The sequence below is a fragment of the Amycolatopsis sp. NPDC114504 genome, from assembly GCF_055633595.1.
Window position 1 is genome coordinate 94,715 of record NZ_JBVKDU010000005.1, and the last position, 18,635, is coordinate 113,349.

At 70.6% G+C, this 18,635-nt stretch carries 16 protein-coding genes; 6 read left to right on the forward strand and 10 right to left on the reverse strand.

Annotated elements, in window-relative coordinates; genetic code table 11:
- Positions 1-8 precede the first annotated feature (8 nt).
- Positions 9-485, reverse strand: a complete 477-nt coding sequence (locus tag ACZ7PG_RS36610; protein WP_470243760.1) for a MarR family winged helix-turn-helix transcriptional regulator — start codon at positions 483-485, stop codon at positions 9-11.
- Positions 486-589: 104 nt separating this feature from the next.
- On the opposite strand from ACZ7PG_RS36610, the gene ACZ7PG_RS36615 reads away from it, so the two are divergent.
- Positions 590-1,147: a YceI family protein gene (locus ACZ7PG_RS36615; protein ID WP_155543674.1), complete on the forward strand. Its 558-nt coding sequence runs from the start codon at positions 590-592 to the stop codon at positions 1,145-1,147.
- A 21-nt stretch (positions 1,148-1,168) separates the two neighbouring features.
- On the opposite strand, the gene ACZ7PG_RS36620 is transcribed toward ACZ7PG_RS36615, so the two are convergent.
- Complete coding sequence (locus ACZ7PG_RS36620; protein ID WP_470243761.1) at positions 1,169-1,774, reverse strand: TetR/AcrR family transcriptional regulator; 606 nt, start codon at positions 1,772-1,774, stop codon at positions 1,169-1,171.
- Between the two features lie 53 nt (positions 1,775-1,827).
- Here ACZ7PG_RS36620 and ACZ7PG_RS36625 point away from each other — a divergent pair, with 53 nt between their 5' ends.
- Together ACZ7PG_RS36625 and ACZ7PG_RS36630 are read left to right on the forward strand one after the other, a co-directional pair.
- Positions 1,828-2,805, forward strand: coding sequence for a pentapeptide repeat-containing protein (locus ACZ7PG_RS36625; protein ID WP_470243762.1), 978 nt, complete (start codon positions 1,828-1,830; stop codon positions 2,803-2,805).
- Positions 2,806-2,871: 66 nt separating this feature from the next.
- Positions 2,872-3,906 carry a helix-turn-helix transcriptional regulator gene (locus ACZ7PG_RS36630; RefSeq protein ID WP_470243763.1) on the forward strand — a complete coding sequence of 345 codons (1,035 nt, stop codon included), beginning with the start codon at positions 2,872-2,874 and terminating at the stop codon, positions 3,904-3,906.
- A gap of 9 nt (positions 3,907-3,915) precedes the next feature.
- Here ACZ7PG_RS36630 and ACZ7PG_RS36635 read toward each other — a convergent pair whose 3' ends face one another.
- The 7 genes from ACZ7PG_RS36635 to ACZ7PG_RS36665 all read right to left on the reverse strand — a co-directional run bounded on the left by ACZ7PG_RS36635 (position 3,916) and on the right by ACZ7PG_RS36665 (position 11,900).
- Positions 3,916-4,770, reverse strand: coding sequence for a CE1 family esterase (locus tag ACZ7PG_RS36635; protein ID WP_470243764.1), 855 nt, complete (start codon positions 4,768-4,770; stop codon positions 3,916-3,918).
- 92 nt (positions 4,771-4,862) lie between these two features.
- Positions 4,863-5,768 (reverse strand): FG-GAP repeat domain-containing protein, encoded by a 906-nt coding sequence (locus ACZ7PG_RS36640; protein ID WP_470243765.1) that lies wholly within the window; start codon positions 5,766-5,768, stop codon positions 4,863-4,865.
- A 117-nt stretch (positions 5,769-5,885) separates the two neighbouring features.
- Positions 5,886-7,883, reverse strand: coding sequence for a glycoside hydrolase family 31 protein (locus ACZ7PG_RS36645; RefSeq protein WP_470243766.1), 1,998 nt, complete (start codon positions 7,881-7,883; stop codon positions 5,886-5,888).
- Positions 7,884-7,892: 9 nt separating this feature from the next.
- Positions 7,893-8,696, reverse strand: coding sequence for a carbohydrate ABC transporter permease (locus tag ACZ7PG_RS36650; RefSeq protein WP_470243767.1), 804 nt, complete (start codon positions 8,694-8,696; stop codon positions 7,893-7,895).
- Entirely contained in the window at positions 8,693-9,631 is a 939-nt protein-coding gene (locus ACZ7PG_RS36655; RefSeq protein WP_470243768.1) for a carbohydrate ABC transporter permease, read from the reverse strand. Before ACZ7PG_RS36655 ends, ACZ7PG_RS36650 begins: the two co-directional genes overlap by 4 nt.
- A complete protein-coding gene (locus ACZ7PG_RS36660) occupies positions 9,628-10,857 on the reverse strand; it encodes a sugar ABC transporter substrate-binding protein (RefSeq protein WP_470243769.1) in 1,230 nt (409 codons plus the stop codon). Before ACZ7PG_RS36660 ends, ACZ7PG_RS36655 begins: the two co-directional genes overlap by 4 nt.
- Before the next feature lie 35 nt (positions 10,858-10,892).
- A complete protein-coding gene (locus tag ACZ7PG_RS36665) occupies positions 10,893-11,900 on the reverse strand; it encodes a LacI family DNA-binding transcriptional regulator (protein ID WP_470243770.1) in 1,008 nt (335 codons plus the stop codon).
- Between the two features lie 348 nt (positions 11,901-12,248).
- On the opposite strand from ACZ7PG_RS36665, the gene ACZ7PG_RS36670 reads away from it, so the two are divergent.
- Positions 12,249-15,167, forward strand: a complete 2,919-nt coding sequence (locus ACZ7PG_RS36670) for a glycoside hydrolase family 3 C-terminal domain-containing protein (protein ID WP_470243771.1) — start codon at positions 12,249-12,251, stop codon at positions 15,165-15,167.
- Here the strand turns inward: ACZ7PG_RS36670 and ACZ7PG_RS36675 are convergent, their stop codons facing one another.
- Positions 15,168-15,983, reverse strand: a complete 816-nt coding sequence (locus ACZ7PG_RS36675) for an SAM-dependent methyltransferase (RefSeq protein ID WP_470243772.1) — start codon at positions 15,981-15,983, stop codon at positions 15,168-15,170.
- Positions 15,984-16,101: 118 nt separating this feature from the next.
- On the opposite strand from ACZ7PG_RS36675, the gene ACZ7PG_RS36680 reads away from it, so the two are divergent.
- Both ACZ7PG_RS36680 and ACZ7PG_RS36685 read left to right on the forward strand, forming a co-directional pair.
- A complete protein-coding gene (locus ACZ7PG_RS36680) occupies positions 16,102-17,430 on the forward strand; it encodes a cytochrome P450 (protein WP_470243773.1) in 1,329 nt (442 codons plus the stop codon).
- Between the two features lie 78 nt (positions 17,431-17,508).
- Positions 17,509-18,594: an alpha/beta hydrolase gene (locus ACZ7PG_RS36685; protein WP_470244709.1), complete on the forward strand. Its 1,086-nt coding sequence runs from the start codon at positions 17,509-17,511 to the stop codon at positions 18,592-18,594.
- The last annotated feature ends 41 nt before the right edge of the window (positions 18,595-18,635 follow it).

The following is an 18,635-nucleotide window of genomic DNA, read 5'->3' on the forward strand; positions in this document are numbered from 1 at the left end:
CGGCGTCCTCAGCAGTCGTCGGTCGGGGGAGTGGCGTCCAGCGCCGCGGCCAGCCGGGCCAGCACCGGCCCGGCCGTGCGGATGTCCTCGACGTCCAGGTGATCGAACACCGAAGCCCGCACGCGCGCGAGGTGAGCCGGGTAGGCCGCCTCCAGCCTGGCCAGTCCGGCGTCGGTCAGCACGGCGTTGGACGCGCGCCCGTCCTCGGCGCACTTCCGCTTCTTGACCAGGCCGCGGCGGGTGAGGTCGTCGACGACCCGGCTGATCCGGCTCAGCGACAGCCCCGTGGTCGCGGCCAGCGCCGAGATGCGGAGCAGGTGGTCCGGCGCTTCGGACAGCGCGACCAGCACACCGTAGTCGGTGATCGCGAGGCCCGTCTCGGGGAGGAACTGGTCCTCGAGCGCACGCGGCAGCGCGGTCGTGATGCGCATCAGCGACCGCCAGAACGGGGCTTCGTCGGGATCGAGCGCGTACGGTTCACCCATATCGGCGAGTCTAGCGAAAGCTTGCTTGCGCAACCAGTAAATGTGAGTACAGTGTTGTTGAACCCTCAATCACCTGGGGGACCGCACGGAGGAGAGAAGCCAGCATGACCAGCGCGACCACCTACCCCCAGCTGACCGGTGAGTACACCCTGGACGCCGCCCACTCGCGGATCGGGTTCGTCGCCCGGCACGCCATGGTGACCAAGGTCCGCGGCAGCTTCAACGAGTTCACCGGAACCGCGACCATCGACGGTGACGCCCCGGAGAAGTCGTCGGCCCAGGTCACCATCCAGGCACACAGCATCGACACCCGCAACGCGGACCGCGACGGGCACCTGAAGAGCAACGACTTCCTGTCGATGGACGAGTACCCCACGATCACCTTCACCACCACCGAGATCAAGCAGACCGGCGACACCTCCTTCGACGTCACCGGCGACCTGACGATCAAGGACGTCACCCGTTCGGTCACGATCCCGTTCGAGTTCGAGGGCTCCGCCAAGGACCCGTTCGGCAACGACCGGATCGGCTTCGAGGGCTCCACCACGATCAGCCGCAAGGACTACGGCATCACCTGGAACGCGGCCCTCGAGACCGGCGGCGTCCTGGTGAGCGACAAGGTCACCCTCGAGTTCGAGATCTCGGCGATCAAGAACGCCTGACTTCGGGAGCGGGGGCCGGCGTCAGTGCCGGCTCCCGCTCGCCCGCAGGTTTTCGATCCCGACGTCGAGCGCCGCTTCGAGGTGCTCGATGCCGCCGGTCGACAGCATCACCACGACGCCGCCCTGCAGTCCCGCGAGCAGGGCGGCCGCCGCGCGTTCGGCGTTCAGCCGCGGGTTCACCTCGCCGGTGTCCTGCATGCGGCGGATGCCCGCCTCGAGCTCGTTCTGCCAGGCGCGCAGCAGCTCGCTCACCACGGCCTGAGCCCCCGGTGTCGCGCGGCCGAGCTGGGAGATCAGAACGTTGAGCGGGCAGTACTGGCCCCGCTCGCGGTAGTGCGAGACGACCGTGTCGCGCCAGCGCCGCCACGCCGCCCACGAGGCCAGCTCGCCGAGCTGCGGCTGCTGGGCCGCCATCACCTGGCCGGCTTCGAACTGCGCCACCGCCAGCAGGAGCTCTTCCTTGCCGCCGGGGAAGTAGTGGAACACCTGGCTCTTGCTGGTGCCCGTCCGCGCCCGGATGTCGTCGAGCGTCGTGACGGCGACGCCGCGCGCGCGGATCTCCGCCGCGGCGCCTTCGATGATCCGCTGCCGCGTCGCGGCGCCCTTCGGGGTCAGCTTTGGACTCACGGGTCCACTTTAAATCATTGTCTCGAAACGGGGCGAGACGGGACAATCCCGGCATGTCCACGCTCACGCCGTTCGTCGTCCTGGCGGTGATCGGTGCCGTGTCCGGCGCGGTCACGGCGTGGCTGATCCTCCGCCGGAACCCGCCGGTCCAGGTGCTCACGCCGTCGGCGCCACCCGAGCCGATGGAGCCCGAGGTCACCGCGCGGCTGCTGGCCGACGACCACGCCGCCCGGCTGGCCGCGCTGGCCCACCTCGCCGAGCTGGCCGACGCCGATCCCGTGCGGCGCCAGGACTGCGTCGACGAGATCACCGCCCAGCTCCACTACCGGTGGCACGACCCGCGGGCGTGGCAGGCGGAGCTCTGGCGGCTCCTGCTCCCGCACCTGCGGCGGGACTCGCCGCGCTTCTGGCCCGGGATGTACCTGCGCACCGAAAGCCTCGTGCTCCACGACGTGGACCTGCGTGGCTGCGAGGTCCTCGACGTCGTGTTCCGCAGCGTGCGCTTCGTCGGCGACGCCCACTTCGAAGGGGTCGTCTTCACCGGCCTGGCGTGCTTCGAGGAGGCGTGTTTCGCCCGCCACGCCTGGTTCGGGGGAGCGCGGTTCGGGGTCGGTGCGGACTTCGAGAACGCGACCTTCACCGGGAGCGCGGACTTCGCGCGGGCGACCGCGGGCCGCGCGATGTGGTTCGACGAGGCTCGGTTTTCAGCGCGCACGGACTTCTCGGAGGCCGGGTTCGCCGACGACGTCTCGTTCGCGGGAGCCGGTTTCGCGGGCCGGACCACGTTCCGCGACGCGCGGTTCGCGACCGACGCCTTCTTCGGCGGCGCCCGGTTCGGCGGGCACGCCGACTTCGCGGGCGCGACGGCGGAGCGGTTCCGGTTCCCCCGGGCCCGGGTCCGCACGGACGTGTACGGAGTGCGAGCCTGGCCGGACGGCGTCCGCCCGGGCGAGCCCGCGCCGCACCGGCCGGGACGGTGGGCCGAACTGCGCGACACCGGAACTTCCGGTGCACGAAAGGGTGAATCTTGAGCCGGTGACCGGGGAATCGCCGATATTCGTTTCCCGCGGATTCGGAAGATCCGGACACTCGACGTCGTGACTGCAGACGCGGACCGGCGGGAGCGCGACCTCTGTTCGGTGGCCGGGGAGGGCCTCACCGCCGACGAGATGGGCGAGGTCGTCTCCCGTGCCGTCGCCGGCTTGGTCGCGCACGACTCCCTCCACGTGTGCTGGCGGAACCCGGTCTCGGACATGCCCTCGTTCGGCTTCTGGCACCGGCACACCCCGAAGGTCGACTGGACGCAGCTGATCACCTTCTACACCGGCCAGGAGGCGGCCCACCCCGCCGAGCTGGTGCGCCGGGGCGTGCTGGGGCAGGTGGTGAACGCCCGCGACCGGCTCGCGCACAAGATCCTGGTGGACAACGGGTTCGGCAGCGAGCTGCGGCTGCTCCTGCGGGGCCCGCGCGGGGTGTGGGGGACGCTCGCGCTGTTCCGGGAGCACCGCGGCAGGCCCTTCGAGCAGGACGACGTCGACCGCGTCGCCCGGCTCGTCGCCCCGCTCGTGGCGGCGTCGCGCAGCTACATCAAGGCACCCGCGCTGCGGCCGCCCGACCGGGACCTGCCCCCGGGCGTCATCCTGGTGGGCGCCGACCACGCGGTCCGCGGGATCACGCCGGAGGGGCACGCGTGGCTGCGGGAGATCCGCCTGCCGGGGTCGCTGGCCGATCCCGGGTGGGCGGCGACGGCCCTCTCGTGCGAGGTGGCGATGGCCAGCCGGCGGTTCGCGCGCGATCCGGCGACCCCGCGCCCGGTGGCCTGCCTGCCCTCGGCCTACGCCGGGCGCTGGGTCAGCGTCCACGGCCAGCCCCTCGACCCCGGCGGCCGGGGCGACGTCGCCGTGATCGTCCAGGCGGCCGGCGTGGAGCTGCTGCCCGCGCTGTCGTCCTGGTACGACATCACCGGACGCGAGCGCACCGTCATCGGCCACCTGCGTGACGGCATCCCCGCCAAGCAGATCGCGCGGCGGCTCGACGTGTCGGTGCACACCGTGAACGAGCACCTCAAAGCCGTCTACCGTAAGGCCGGCATCAGCAGCCGCGAGGAGATGGTGGCCGTGCTGTCCCGGTGACGCCCGGCGTCACGGGTGCGGGTTGCGCCGGAAGAAGGTCCACATGCGATCGGTGATGTCGGTGCGGTCGCCGCCTCCGGGCCAGAAGTGGGTGCCGCGGTAGACCCGCCAGACCACCTCGACGCCCCCTCGGCACGGGCCGTACGCGGCGGCTTCCACCGTCACCCCGGGTTCCCTGACCGGCGTCGCCGGGCAGCCGTCGCGCCGCACCCAGTCGTCGCGGTGCGCGACGGCCAGCGGCGGAAGGCTGATCAGGTCGCCGTCGCTGTGGAACAGGCCCACCGAGATCGGACGGCCCGGTGCGCAGGGACTGCCGGTGAACGAGGGCGACACCCCCGCGTAGGCGGCCACCGAGGCGAAGACGTCGGAAGCGTCGCACGCGAGCCGCGCGGACATGTTGGCACCGCTGGAGAAACCTTCCACGTGCACCTGGCGGGGATCGACGCACCACGTCCGCGAGACGTCCTGGACTACCGCGCGCAGGTAGGCGACGTCCCCGGAGTTCCGGGCGGCGTCCCACACCAGCCCGGCCGCCGCGGACGGGTAGGCGACGACGAAGTGGCGATCGGCCGCGATCGACGACCACCGGGTTTCCCTTTCGTGCAGGGCATACGGCTGGAGCGCGCCGTGCAGGCTGAGCAGCAGCGGCACCGAAGCTCCGGACAGGCCGGGCGGCACGTTCACGTGGTAGGCCCGGCCCGCCGCCTCGCGAGCGACGGTCCCCGATGTGGGTGACAGCGTGCAGGTCGAGCCGCCGGCCGTGGCGGCGGCGGACGGTCCGGCGCCGAGGAAGCCCACGCCCATCAGGACGGCGAGAACCCCGGCGACGAGCCGCCTGCGGACGCGGGTGGATGCGGGCATCATGGTTCGAACTCCTCTTCGACGGTCTGCCGCGGCGGTCGTGAGTGAGAAACAGGGTTAGAACACTGTTTCTCACTCACGACCCTGGGGTGGGATCAGCCGAAGTTGCCGGTGGCGACGGCCTTCCAGTCGTTCGCGCAGCCGGGGCCGCACTTCCAGGACAGGCGCGGGTCTCCGGTCACGCCGCCGCGGCCGTCCAGCGTCCAGGTCGCGACTTCACCCGTGGTGGCGTTGTGCCAGACCACGTCGTTCTTGAAGTCGTTGTTGAAGTCGTTGACCCCGACGATCTTCCACTGGTTCGCGCAGTCGGGCCCGCACTTCCAGGACAGCTTCAGGTCGCCCGTCACCGTCTGCTTGCCGTTCAGCAGCCAGGCGGCCACTTCGCCGGTGGTGGCGTTGTGCCACAACAGGTCGTCGAGGCCGTCCTCGTCGAAGTCGCCGGCCCCGACGACCTGCCACTGGTTCGCGCAGGTGGGCCCGCACTTCCAGCTGAGGTCGGGGTTGCCGGTGACGTGCCCCTTGCCGTCGAGCAGCCACGTGCTCACCTGGCCGGTGGTGGCGTTGTACCAGACGATGTCCGACTTGTTGTCGGCGTTGAAGTCCCCGATGGCGACGGCCTTCCACTGGTTGGCGCAGTCCGGACCGCACTTCCAGTCGAGGGTCAGCGCCTTCGTGACCGTGCCCTTGCCGTCCAGGATCCAGGCCGACAGCTCACCCGTCGTGGCGTTGTGCCACAGCACGTCCGAGGTGAAGTCGTTGTTGAAGTCACCCGCACCGACCACCCGCCACTGGTTCGCGCACTCGGGCCCGCACTTCCACGACAGCCGGTTCTCGCCGACCACCGTGCCGTGCCCGTCGGTGAGCCAGGCACCGACGTCACCGGTCCTCGGGTTGTGCCACAGCAGATCCGCGTTGCCCGCCACGGCCTGGGCCGGCGCGACGGTGAACGCGAGCGCCGCCGCGGTCACCCCGAGCACGGCCGCGATCTTCTTTCCCAGCATGGTTTCTCCCCCTCATGGTCAACGATGTCGACCACCGAAGGGTCCGCCGGCGCGGGGGAGCGCGGGAACCCCCAGCGTTGAGGGTTGACAGGACGAGGTGCCGCCGGTAAGCCGGAGTCAGCCGCGGATCGGCACGTCTGCCCCATCGCGCAGGAACACCGGGATCCGGTCCGCCGGCGCCGCCGCCGCGACCGTGACCCCGCCCTCGCGCCGGGCGCCGGTCACCGCGTCCGTCCACACCGCACCCGCCGGAAGGTACACCTGCCGGGAAACGACCCCCGGCGACAGCACCGGCGCGACCAGGATGTCCGGCCCGAGCAGGAACTGGTCGTCGACGTCCCACGCCGGCGCGTCCGCGGGGAAGTCGACGAACAGCGGCCGCATCGGGGGGACGCCGTGTTCGTGCGCGACCCGCATCTGGGCCATCAGGTACGGCCGCAGCCGCTCCCGCAGCCGCAGGGACTCGGTGATCGCCGCGTACGCGGGAGCGCCGTAGGACCAGGCTTCGTTGGGCCCGCCGGTCATCTCCGGGCCGAACGGTGGCCGCGGGTCGCGGAAGCCGTGCAGGCGGAACAGCGGGCAGAACACGCCGTACTGGAACCACCGGACCATCAGTTCCCGATAGGAGGGCGACGCCGGGTCGCCGCCGTGGAAGCCGCCGATGTCCGTGGTCCACCAGGGGATCCCGGCCAGCGCCACGTTCAGCCCCGCGCGGACCTGCACCCGCAGCGACGCCCACGTCGCCGGGACGTCACCCGACCACAGCGCCGCGCCGAACCGCTGGCTGCCCGCCCACGCCGAGCGGGACAGCAGCACCACCTCGTCGTCACCCTCGGCGCGGATGCCGTCGTGGAACGTCTGCGCGTTCGCCTGCGGGTAGAGGTTGAACACCTCCGCGCCCGGGCCCGCGTGGAAGCCGAGGTTGTGCGGGTGGCCGGGCTGGATCTCCGGCTCGTCGCCGTCCAGCCACCACGCGCGCACGCCGAGGTCGTAGTAGTTCTCCTTGACCTTCGACCAGACGAACCGCCGCGCCGCCGGGTTCGTCGCGTCGTAGAACGCCACCGGCATCTCGGTGCCGAACCCCTTGTCCTTCCACGGCGCGTGCGCCGGGACCCCGCTCTCGGCGGCGACGAGCAGCCCCTTCTCGTGCAGCTCGCGGTAGTTCGAGGACAGCGGGCTCACCGACGGCCACACCGACACCATCAGCTTGACGCCCAGCTCGTCGAGCTCCCGCACCAGCCCGGCCGGGTCGGGCCATTCGGCGAGGTCGAACTTCCAATCGCCCAGGTGCGTCCAGTGGAAGAAGTCCGCCACGATCACCGACAGCGGCAGCCCGCGTGCGTGGTATTCGCGCGCCACGGACAGGAGCTCGTCCTGGGTGCGGTAGCGCAGCTTCGACTGCCAGAACCCGGCCGCCCACTCCGGCAGCATCGGCGCGTAGCCGGTCGCATCGGCGTAGTGGCCGAGGATCTCGCGCGGGCCGTCGCCGGTGGTGACCCAGTAGTCGAGCTGGCGGGCGTCGTCGGCGACCCAGCGGGTGCCGTTGGCGGCCAGCTCCACCCGGCCGACCGCGGGGTTGTTCCAGAGGAACCCGTAGCCGCGGCTGGACAGCAGGAACGGCACCGTCACCTCGGCGTTGCGCTGCACCAGGTCGAGCACGAGGCCCTTCTGGTCGAGCCGGCCGTGCGTGTGCTGGCCGAGACCGTAGATCCGCTCGTCGTCGTAGGCGGTGAACCGCTGCTCGAGGCGGCCGTACCCGTTGCGCGACGGCATGAACAGCCGTGCGCCGGGCCACCAGAAGTGCGCGCGCTGCTCGGACAGCAGCTCCTCGCCGGTGCCGGTCCGGACGAACCGGAGCTGCGCGTCGATCCCGGTGTCGGTGTCGGCGATCTCGACGATCGCGGTGAGCGGGCCGTTGACGAGCTTGCCGATCCGCTCGTCGGCCGAGGCGGTGGCGGCCGACGGCTTCGCGGGCAGCAGCGCTCCCGGGACGTCGTCGAGGATGCGGTGCCGGCCGGCGCGCACGCGCACGCTGCCGTCACCCCACGGCTCGACGCGCAGGACCTCGTGCCGCACGGTGACTTCGAGCGAGCGGCCGTCTTCCGAAGTGATCACGCGGTCTCCTTAGTCTTTGACGGCGCCGCTGGTCAGCCCGGCGACGACATACCGCTGGGCGACGACGAGCAGGACGGCCGCGGGGACCGCGGCGAGGACGGCGGTGGCCATGATCCCGTTCCAGTCGGCGGACTGGTTGCCGACGAACCGGTAGATGCCGACCGTGATGGGCTCGAAAGACTGCCCGGTGGTGAGGGTGACGGCGAACAGGAAGTCCGCCCAGGCGAACAGGAACGAGAACAGCCCGGCGGTGACCAGGGCGTTGCGGCTGACCGGGAGGATGATCGAGCGGAACGTCCGCCAGTACCCGGCACCGTCCACTCGCGACGCTTCGGTGAGCTCCCTCGGCACCGAGATCATGAACGCCCGCAGCAGGAGCACGGCGAACGGGATGGTCGCGGTCGAGTCCGCCAGGACCAGCCCGAGGTAGTTGTCGATCAGCCCGAGGTTGCTGAACACCGTGTAGAGCGCGTTGGCCATCACGATGCCCGGGATCATCTGGACGATGAGCAGCACGAACACCAGCACCGGCCCGCCGCGGACCTTCAGCTGGGCCAGCGCGTACGACGCGGGCGCGGCGATCACCAGCGACACGAGCACGGTGCCGAGCGCGATGACGACGCTGGAGAGCAGGTGCGGCCCTTGGGAGGACACCGCCTTGCGATACCCCTCCAGGGTGCCGCCGACGGGGAAGAACGCCGGCTCCGGGGCCAGCAGCGCGCCGCTGGGCTGCAGGGACGCGTTGACCATCCAGTACAGCGGGAACAGCAGGACCGCGACGATCAGGACGCCGGCCACCGTCCGGGCTTTCACGCCGCCGCCTCGGCCAGGGTCACCTTCGCCGAGCGCAGGTACAGCAGCCCGAACGCGGTCGCCACCAGAATGAGGACGTTGCCGACGGCGGCGCCCTGCCCGAACGCGAAGTCCCCGAAGCTCAGCCGGTAGGACCACGTCGTGAGCGTCTGCGTCGCGTTGGCCGGCCCGCCGCCGGTGACGACCATGATCACGTCGAACACCTTGATCGTGTAGACCAGCCCGAGCATGAGCACGATCCCGGTGACCGGCCGCAGCAACGGCCAGGTGACGTGCCGGAACCGCTGCCACGCGCCCGCGCCGTCCAGCGACGCGGCTTCGTAGAGCGACGCGGGGATCGCGCGCAGCCCGCCGTGCAGGATCACCAGGTTGAACGGGATGCCGATCCAGATGTTGGTGAGGATCACCGCCGGCAGTGCCCAGCTCGTGCTGCTCAGCCACGGCACCGCGTCGAAGCCCAGCAGCCGCAGGGCCGCGTTCAGCACGCCGTGGTCCTGGTCGAACATCCACCGCCAGACCGCGCCGCTGACCACCAGCGGCAGCAGCCAGGGCAGCAGGAGCAGCGACCGCAGCAGCGCGCTGCCGAGGAACCGGCCGCTGAAGAAGACCGCGAGCGCGAGGCCGATGCCGAACTGGAAGACGAGCGACCCGGCGGTGAACAGGACGGTGTTGAGGACCGCCGTCGAGAAGAGCGGGTTGTCGAACACGGCGGCGTAGTTGGCGAAGCCGACGAAGGGCGCTTCGCCGGTGTAGAACGACTTCACCGTGTAGTTCTGCGTGCTCATCACGACGTTCGCGGCGAGCGGGTAGCCGAAGAACACCCCGATGTAGACCAAGGCCGGCAGCAGGAACAACCACGCGGCGGACCGGGTGTCCCGCCGGGGTTTCCGGCCGGCGCGGGGAGGTGCCGCGACGGCCGGAGCCACCAGGGTCACGAACCGCTCGCCTGTTGCGCGGCCTTCAGGGCCTGGTCGGCCGGCTGCTTCCCGGTCAGGGCTGCCTGCAGCGCGTCGGCCAGTGCTTGCGAGACCTTCGGGTACTTCTCGCCGAGCTCGGCGGTGCGGGAGCGGGCGGTGCCGACCTCGTCGACGAACGCCTGCATGGCGGGCTGCTCCGCGCCGAACTTGGTCGCGGCGGCCGTCTTCGACGGGATGTAGGCGTGCGCCTTGCTCCACTCGAGCATCGTCGGCTCCGAGAGGATGCAGGAGAGCACCTTGCCCGCCGCCTGCTGGGCGGGGCCGCTGGTGACCGGCACGGTGCCGACCTCGCCGCCGAGCGCGACCACCGGCTTCGCGCCCGCCTGCGGCACCGGGATCGGCACGACGCCGTAGTGCAGGGATTTCTGCTCGTCGAGGCGGGCCAGGTTCCAGGACCCGTTGACCATCATCGCCGCGTTGCCCGCGACGAACTGGTCGGCGACGTCGTTCTGGTTCCACGTCACCACGGACTTCGACGCCGAGCCGGAGTTCACGAGGTCCGTGACGAATTGAAGCGCTTTCACGGACTGCGCGGAGTCCAGCTGGGACAGTTCGGCGCCGTTGCTCCAGAAGAACGGGAGGAACTGCCAGGTGCCCTCTTCGGACGGGATCGCGGAGAAGGCGAGGCCGTACTTGCCGTCCTTGGTGAGCTTCGCCGCGGCGGCCTTCAGCTCGTCCCACGTCTTCGGCGGCTCCACGCCGGCCGCGGTCAGGAGGTCCTTGTTGTAGATGAGCGCGAGGCCGTTGACGCCGGGGGCGACGCCGTACACCTTGTCCTGGTAGGTCCCGGCCTTGACGATGCTCGGGTAGTAGCCGTCGGTGGTGATGCCGTAGCCGTCCAGCGGGGTCAGCGCGCCGGTCGCGGCGACCTGCTGCAACGTCGGGTTGTCGGTGAAGAGCAGGTCCGGCAGCGTCTTGGAGCTGGCGCCCTGCAGGACCTTGGGCAGCATCTGCGCGGTCGGCACGGTCTGGCGCTGGATCTTGATCCCGGTCTGCGACGCGCAGGCGTCGAGGATCTTCTGCCACGCCGCGGAACCCTGCTCGTCGGCGTAGTAGTCGAGTTCGGTGATGGACGAAGCGGGCGCGGCACCCGAGCCGGTGGACGGGGTGGCGGGACTGGGGCTGCAGGCGGCCAGCAAAGCGGCGCTCGCGGCCAGGATCAGGGCGCGACGGGGTAGGGACATGGTGATCCTCCTTCGACGCTGGAGCAGAACCGGGGCTAGGCGCGGGGCGCGGCTGTGCTGTCGCGCCGGGTGAGGCGAGGCCCGAGGAGCCGGACCTCCGGGGTGGTGTGGCCGGCGAGCCGGCGCATGGTCATCTCGACGGCCTGGGCCCCGACCTCCTCGGCCGGGATGGCGACCGTGGTCAGCGCGACCGGGTGCTGCGCGGCCATGGTGTCCGGGCAGACCGCGACGACGGAGATGTCCTCGGGCACCCGCAGGCCGCGGTGGCGCAGGTCCGAGAGCAGGCCGGGCAGCACGGCCTCGTTGTGCACGACCAGTCCGGTCAGGTCCGGGTCGGCGGCGAGCAGGTCGTCGAGGCAGGCGCTCACCGCTTCGTAGGAGTGGGCGCACGGCCGGTTGGTCGCCCGGATTTCCCGGTTCTTCGCGGCTTCGTCGAACCCGCGCAGGAACCGCGTCGCGTAGCTCGTGCCGCGCCGGTACACGGCGGGGGAGGGGCCGATCAGCGCGACCGAGCGGTGGCCGAGGTCGGCCAGGTGCTCGACGCACGCTGAGCCGGCGGCGGTGAAGTCCAGGTCGACGCAGCTCAGCCCGGCCGGGTGGTCGGGCACGCCGATGAGCACCACCGGCAGGTCGAGCGCGATGAGCATCGGCACCCGCGGGTCCGCGGCTTCGATGTCCATCACCATCAGCGCGTCGGCGATCGCCGACGACGCCACCCGCTGCAGCGCGGCGGGGCCTTCGTCCTTGGTGAGCAGCAGGAGGTCGTGGTCGTGCGCGCGGGCCGCGGTGACCGCCGAGGCGACGAACTCCATCACGACGGCGACGTTGAGGTCCGTGCGCAGCGGGACGACCAGGGCGAGCACGTTCGTCTTGCTGCTGGCGAGCGCACGGGCCCCGGCGTGCGGGTGGTAGCCGAGCTTGCGGATACTCTCCTCGACCAGCCGCCGGGTCTTCGGCGAGATCGAGCGCTTGCCGCTGATCACGTACGACACCGTGCTGGGTGCCACGCCCGCCGCCGTGGCGACGTCGTTGATCGTGACCACGGGCGGCCTCCTGGGGACGTGACGGGGCTGAACTCTGTCGAAGCGCATCGACAATGGCACGAAGGTAGGGGACACCCGCCCGAAACACAAGCAGGATTCGCCATCGGAAGATATTCGATTCGCATTCGACGATCATCGCTCGCGTCGAAACTGTCGAACGCACCTGATGGGAGATCTTTCCGCAGCTCAAGCCGCAGTTTCCGAAGCCGGCCGGACTTCCTGGGTGCGCTCCCAGAAAGTCTTGACCCGGTGCTCACACGACTGTAATAGTCGTCACCATCCTCACCTTCGACGCGAATGGTTCCGCGTCGCACTGTCGAAACGATTCGACGATTCGGGAGGCCGTCCGTGCGCCAGTCCCCGCTCCGCCGTGCCCTCGTCCCGCTGGTGGCCGCCACCCTGCTGCTGGCGCCCGCGCCGGCGCTCGCGGCACCCCCGCCGCCGTTCCGCGACCCGGCCCTGCCCCTCGCGACGCGGATCGACGACCTGCTGTCCCGGCTGACGGCCGACGAGAAGATCTCGCTGCTGCATCAGTACGAGCCGGCCATCCCGCGGCTGGGCATCGGCGTGTTCAAGACGGGCACCGAGGCGCTCCACGGCGTCGCCTGGTCGACGGACTACGACGACAACGGTGCCGTGGTGAAGGCCGACGGCACGGTGTTCCCGCAGGCCATCGGCTTGGCTTCGACGTGGGACCCGGCGCTGGTGAAGCAGGTCGGTACGGCCGTCGGGCAGGAGGCGCGCGGCTTCAACGTCCGCAACCCGACGCTGTGGGGCCTCAACCTCTGGGCGCCGGTGGTCAACCTGCTGCGCGACCCGCGGTGGGGCCGCAACGAGGAGGGCTACTCCGAAGACCCGTACCTCACCGGGGCGCTCGCGACGGCATACGGCCGCGGCATCCAGGGCGACGACCCGAGGTACCTGCAGGCCGCGCCGACGTTGAAGCACTACCTCGCCTACAACAACGAGGTCAGCCGCGACACGAGCAACTCCTCCGTGCCGCCGAAGATCCTGCACGACTACGACGAACAGGCTTTCAAGATCCCGCTGCAGGCCGGCGCGGCGAACGGCGTCATGCCGTCGTACAACCTGGTGAACGGGCGGCCGAACACCGTGAGCCCCGACCTCGGCGGCCTGCTGCGGAAGTGGGCGCCGCAGGACATCGTCGTCGTCAGCGACGCCGGCGCACCGTCCAACCTGGTCAACTCGGAGAAGTACTACGCCACCAAGGCGGAAGGGGACGCGGCGGCGATCAAGGCCGGGCTCGACAGCTTCACCGACAACGACACCAACGGCTCGATCACCGTCGAGGCCGTCAAGGAGGCGCTGGCGCGCGGCTTGCTGACCATGGCCGACGTCGAGAAGGCCGACCGGCACCTGCTGTCGCTGCGCTTCCGGCTCGGCGAGTTCGACCCGCCGGGCCGCAACCCGTACGCGAAGATCACCCCGGCCGTCATCGACTCGCCCGAGCACCGCGCCCTCGCCCGGAAGGTCGCCGACGAACAGGTCGTCCTGCTGCGCAACAACTCGAACGCGCTGCCGCTGGACGCGGCGAAGAAGAAGGTCGCGGTCGTCGGCCCGCTGTCGGACACGCTGTACGAGGATTGGTACAGCGGCTCGATGCCGTACCGCGTCACGCCGAAGCAGGGCATCGAAGAGCGGCTCGGGACCTCGGTGGCGTCGTCCGAAGGCGTCGACCGGATCGCGCTGAAGGACCTCGCCACCGGTCGCTACCTGACCGCGCCCGCGTCGCCCGGCAAGGTGGCCGCGGGCGGGACCGTCGCGGGCACGGCGGAGTCCTTCGACGTCTTCGACTGGGGCGCGAGCAAGAACACCCTGCGCGCAGCGGCGAACGGCAAGTACCTGGGCTACTCCGGCGGCGCGCTGGTGAACGACGCCGACCAGCCGTCGGGCTGGTTCGTGCAGCAGCAGCTCAAGCTCGACCCGCAGCCCGACGGCAGCTACGTGCTCGAATACGCGGGCAACGAGGTCACCGAGCCGTGGTTCGGCCCGAACCGCTTCGCCGTCGTCGGCGCCGACGGGGTCCTCACGATCTCCGCACCCGACGCGGCCCACGCGACGAAGTTCGGCCGCGAGGTGCTCACGAGCGGCGTCTCCTCGGCGGTCGCCGCGGCGCGGGGCGCGGACACGGCGGTCGTCGTGGTCGGCAGCATGCCGTTCATCAACGGCCGCGAGGCGAACGACCGGACGAGCACGGAACTGGCGCCGGCGCAGCGCGCGTTGATCGAGGCCGTGCAGAAGGCCAACCCGCACACGGTCGTCGTGGTGGAGAACAGCTACCCGACGACCGGCTGGGACACGCTGTCCGTGCCGGGGATCGTGTGGACGAGCCACGCGGGCCAGGAGACCGGGCACGCGGTCGCGGACGTCCTCTTCGGCGACCACGACCCGACGGGGAGGCTCACGCAGACCTGGTACGCCTCCGACGCGGGACTGCCGAGCATCCTCGACTACGACATCGCGAAGACCGGTCTCACGTACCAGTACTACCGCGGGAAGCCGTTGTACCCCTTCGGTTACGGGCTGAGCTACACGAGCTTCCGGTACGGCTCGGTGCACGCGGTCCGCGCCGGCAGTTCGGTCCAGGTGAGTGTGGACGTGACCAACACGGGCGCGCGGTCCGGAACCGACGTCGTCCAGCTCTACTCGAAGGCGTCCGGCGTGCAGCGGCTGCGGGACTTCACCCGCGTGACGCTCAAGCCGCACGAAACACGCGCGGTGAAGTTCTCCGTGCCGGTGGCGGACCTGGCGTCGTGGAACGTCTCGGTCGACCGGTCCGTGGTGGCCGACGGCGTCTACGAGTTCTCGGTGGGCCGCAACGCGACCGACCTCTCCGCGGCACAGCGGGTGTACGTGCCGGGGGAGCGGATCCCACCGCGCGAGCTGAGCCGGACGACCGCAGCGCAGAACTTCGACGACTACGCCGGGACGACGTTGACGGACACGGCGAAGACCTCCGGGACTTCGGTCGCGGCGTCGTCCGGGAACTGGCTGGCGTACCGCGATGTCGCGTTGAACGGTCCGGCGCGGTTCTCCGCTTCGGTGTCCACAGTGGAGTCAGCGCACGTCACGGTTCGCCTGGACTCGCCGATCGGCCGCGTCCTGGGCACGGCGTCGGTACCGTCCACAGGGGACCGGTACGCGTACACGACGGTCACGGCCGCGCTGGCGAAGGCGACCGGCCGCCACGACGTGTACCTGACCTTCGACGGGCCGGTGAACCTGGCGACGTTCTCCCTGCGGTGACTAGGGTTTCCGGCCCACCCCGGCGTACGGCAGCGCGTTGATGGCCGGGTCGTCGGACATGTCGCCGGCGCCCTCCGGTTTCCACATCGCGCAGCCGACCACGCCCGGCTCGACCACCTCGAAGCCGTCGAAGAAGGCGAGCACCTCGTCGTGCGTGCGGGGGACCGGCTGGTTCTGCTGGTCCTGGTTGCTCTTGTACACCTCGACCGCTTCGTCGAGCCGGCCCGCCTCGGAGTCCGCCGCGACGTGCGTCACCGCCAGGAAGCTGCCCGGAGCCAGCCGGTCGCGGTAGCGGGCCAGGATGCCGGCCGGCTCCCACGAGTCCGGCACGAAGTGCAGCAGCAGCAACATGAACACGCCGACCGGCTGGTCGAGGTCGAGCAGCTTGCCGGCGCCGGCGAACACGTCGTTGACGTCGCGCAGGTCCGACTGCAGCACGAGGCAGTTCTCGTTGTCCTGCAGCAGCAGCTCGCTGTGCGCCACCGCCACCGGCTCGCGGTCGACGTACACCACCCGGCACGACGGGTCGGCCTGCTGGACGATCTCGTGCAGGTTCCCCACGGTCGGGATGCCGGAGCCGATGTCCAGGAACTGCCGGACGCCGGAGTCGACCATGAACCTCGCCGCGCGGCGCAGGAACGCGCGGTTGAGGCGGGCCGCGTCGCGCACGCCCGGCATGATCTTGAGGATCTGCTCCCCGAGCGCGCGGTCGGCGGCGAAGTTGTGGTCGCCGTCGAGCCAGAAGTCGTACACCCGCGCCGGGTTCGGCACCGTGGTGTCGATCTCCGGCGGTACCCAGCTCAGTTCCCCGGTCACGGGACCTCCCACCCTCGCTTGACGAGGCCGGAGTGTAGCGCCCTCATCCGTTCGTGTGGACCGACACTCGACGCGCTCGCCGTACCGCTAGGGTTTCTGGGTCGCGAGGAGACGAGACATGACCGACGCGCGTCCCGTTCCCGGCCGGTGGCCCGTGCTCGGGCACACGGTGGCCCTCCTGCGCGACCCGCTGAAGCTCTTCACTTCCCTTCCGTCGCACGGAGATGTCGTCGAACTCCGCCTCGGGCCGTTGCCGGAGCTCGTGGTCACGACCCCGGAGCTCTCCTGGCAGGTCCTCGCCACCGACGCCGACAAGTTCGACAAGGGCCTGGTCTTCGACAAGATGCGCCCGCTCTTCGGCGACGGCCTGGCCACGTCGAACGGCGAGGTCAACCGCCGTCAGCGCCGCCTGGTGATGCCCGCCTTCGGCCGGACGCGGATCGCGGGCTACGCCGAGACCACGATGACGAAGCTGGCCGACGAACTGGCGAGCTCGTGGCAGCCGGGCGAAGTCGTCCAGTTCGACCGGCGGATGCAGGACCTCGTGCTGACGATCGCCGGTCAGACGCTCTTCTCGACCGCGCTCGGCGACGAAGCACTGGCGGAAATCCAGCATTCGATTCCGATCATGCTGAAATACGTGTTGATTCGCGCCTTTTCTCCGAAATTCGTGGAGAAACTGCCGATTCCGCCGAACCGCAAGTTCGACGCCGCGGCCGCGCGCCTGCGGGACGTCATCGGCGAAACCGTCGTCGCCGCCCGACAACAGGGCGCCGACCACGGCGACCTGTTGTCGATGCTGCTGCTGGCCCGCGACGAGGACACCGGCGAGGGCATGTCCGACCGGCAGGTGCACGACGAGGTCATCACGATCCTCACCACCGGCGCCGAGACCACCGCCGTCGCGCTGGCCTGGTTCTTCCACGAGCTCGGGCAGCACCCGGAGGTCGAACGGCGGTTCCACGCGGAGGTCGACGCGGTCCTCGGCGGCCGGCCCGCGCGGTTCGAGGACCTGCCGGACCTGGTCTACACGCAGCAGATCGTCAACGAGGTCGTGCGCCGCACCCCGCCGCTGATCCTCATGCGCCGCGCCCGCGAAGACGTCGAGCTCGGCGGCGTCACCATCCGGGCGGGTACGGAGGTCGCGGTCAGCCAGCACACCCTGCACCGGGACCCGCGCTGGTTCCCCGATCCCGGGCGCTTCGACCCGGATCGCTGGACGCCCGGCGAAACCGCGGAACTGCCGAAGGGCGCGTACATCCCGTTCGGCGCGGGCGCGCGGCTGTGCCCGGGGCACGTGTTCGCGCCGACGGAGATCGGCATCGTCGCCGCCACGATCGGGGCGCGGTGGCGGCTGGTTCCGGTGCCGGGCAAGAAGGTCCGCGCCCAGCTCAAGGCCACCATGCAGCCGAACCGGCTGCCGATGACGGTGGTGCCGCGGACCTGACGGTGTCCGTTCGGCTACCGGGTGTAGTGTTTCCGAGTTCGTTCACCTGTCCGAGTCCAGAGGGAGTGCGGCGTGAAGCTGCCCGTCAAGGTGACGTCAGCCTTGTTCGCCTGCGGAGTCCTGCTCGCTTCGCTGACCGCCGCGGTGCCCGCCGAGGCCGCCGCGATCTCGTGCACCGACACGGATCTGCCGGTCGGCGGTCCGGGTCTGCCGCCGCTGGTGCCGGGCGCGCCGGCGACGATGCACGGCAGGTTGTGCCTACCCGCCGGCGACGCACCGGACACCGTTCAGCTGCTGGTGCACGGCGGGACGTACAACAGCGCGTACTGGGACCTGCCGTACCGGCCCGAGCGCTACTCCTACCAGCGCGACATGGCCGCGCACGGCTACGCGACCTTCGCCGCCGACCAGCTCGGCGCCGGCCGGAGCAGCCGTCCGCTGAGCCTGCCGCTGTCGGTCTGGGCGGCGGCGGAGTCGACGCACGAGGTGGTCGGCCACCTGCGCGCCGGACACGTCGGCGGTGTGCGGTTCGCGAAGGTCGTCATCGTCGGGCACTCGGTCGGGTCCGGGGTCGTCGCCGTGGAGGCGTCGACCTACCACGACGTCGACGGCGTGGTCCTCACCGGCATCACGCACCTGCCCGCGCTGCCGGTGCTCGCGATCGGCGCGGCACTCGGCCTGCAGCCCGCGCTGCTCGACGGCCAGCTCGGCCGGCTCGGCAGCGACCCGTTGTATTTCACGACGAGGCCGGGCGCGCGAGCCGGGCTGTTCTACGACACCGGTGACGCCGACCCGGCCGTGATCGCCGCCGACGAAGCCACGAAAGACCAGGTTTCGGTGCCCGGGATGGGCACGGTCGCGCTGTTCGGGATCGTGTTGCCGGCGACGAAGGGAATTACCGTACCGGTTTTCCAGGTGGTGGGGGAAAAGGACGTTCTTTTCTGCGGCCTGCTCGCGCTGCGTGACTGTTCGGACGCCGGCGTGCTGCGAGCGCAGGAGGCGCCGTATTACGCCGACCCGTCGAAACTGTCGATGTACGTCCTGCCGGGTGCCGGTCATTCCGTTGCGTTGCACGAAAACGCGGCGGACTACCGCGACGCCACCCGGTCGTGGCTGCGGGATCGCCTGGCGATCACTCCGCAGGGTTATCACTCGATTGGATGAATGCTGTTTCGTGCACCGGACGCAATTTCGCGCCAAGATAT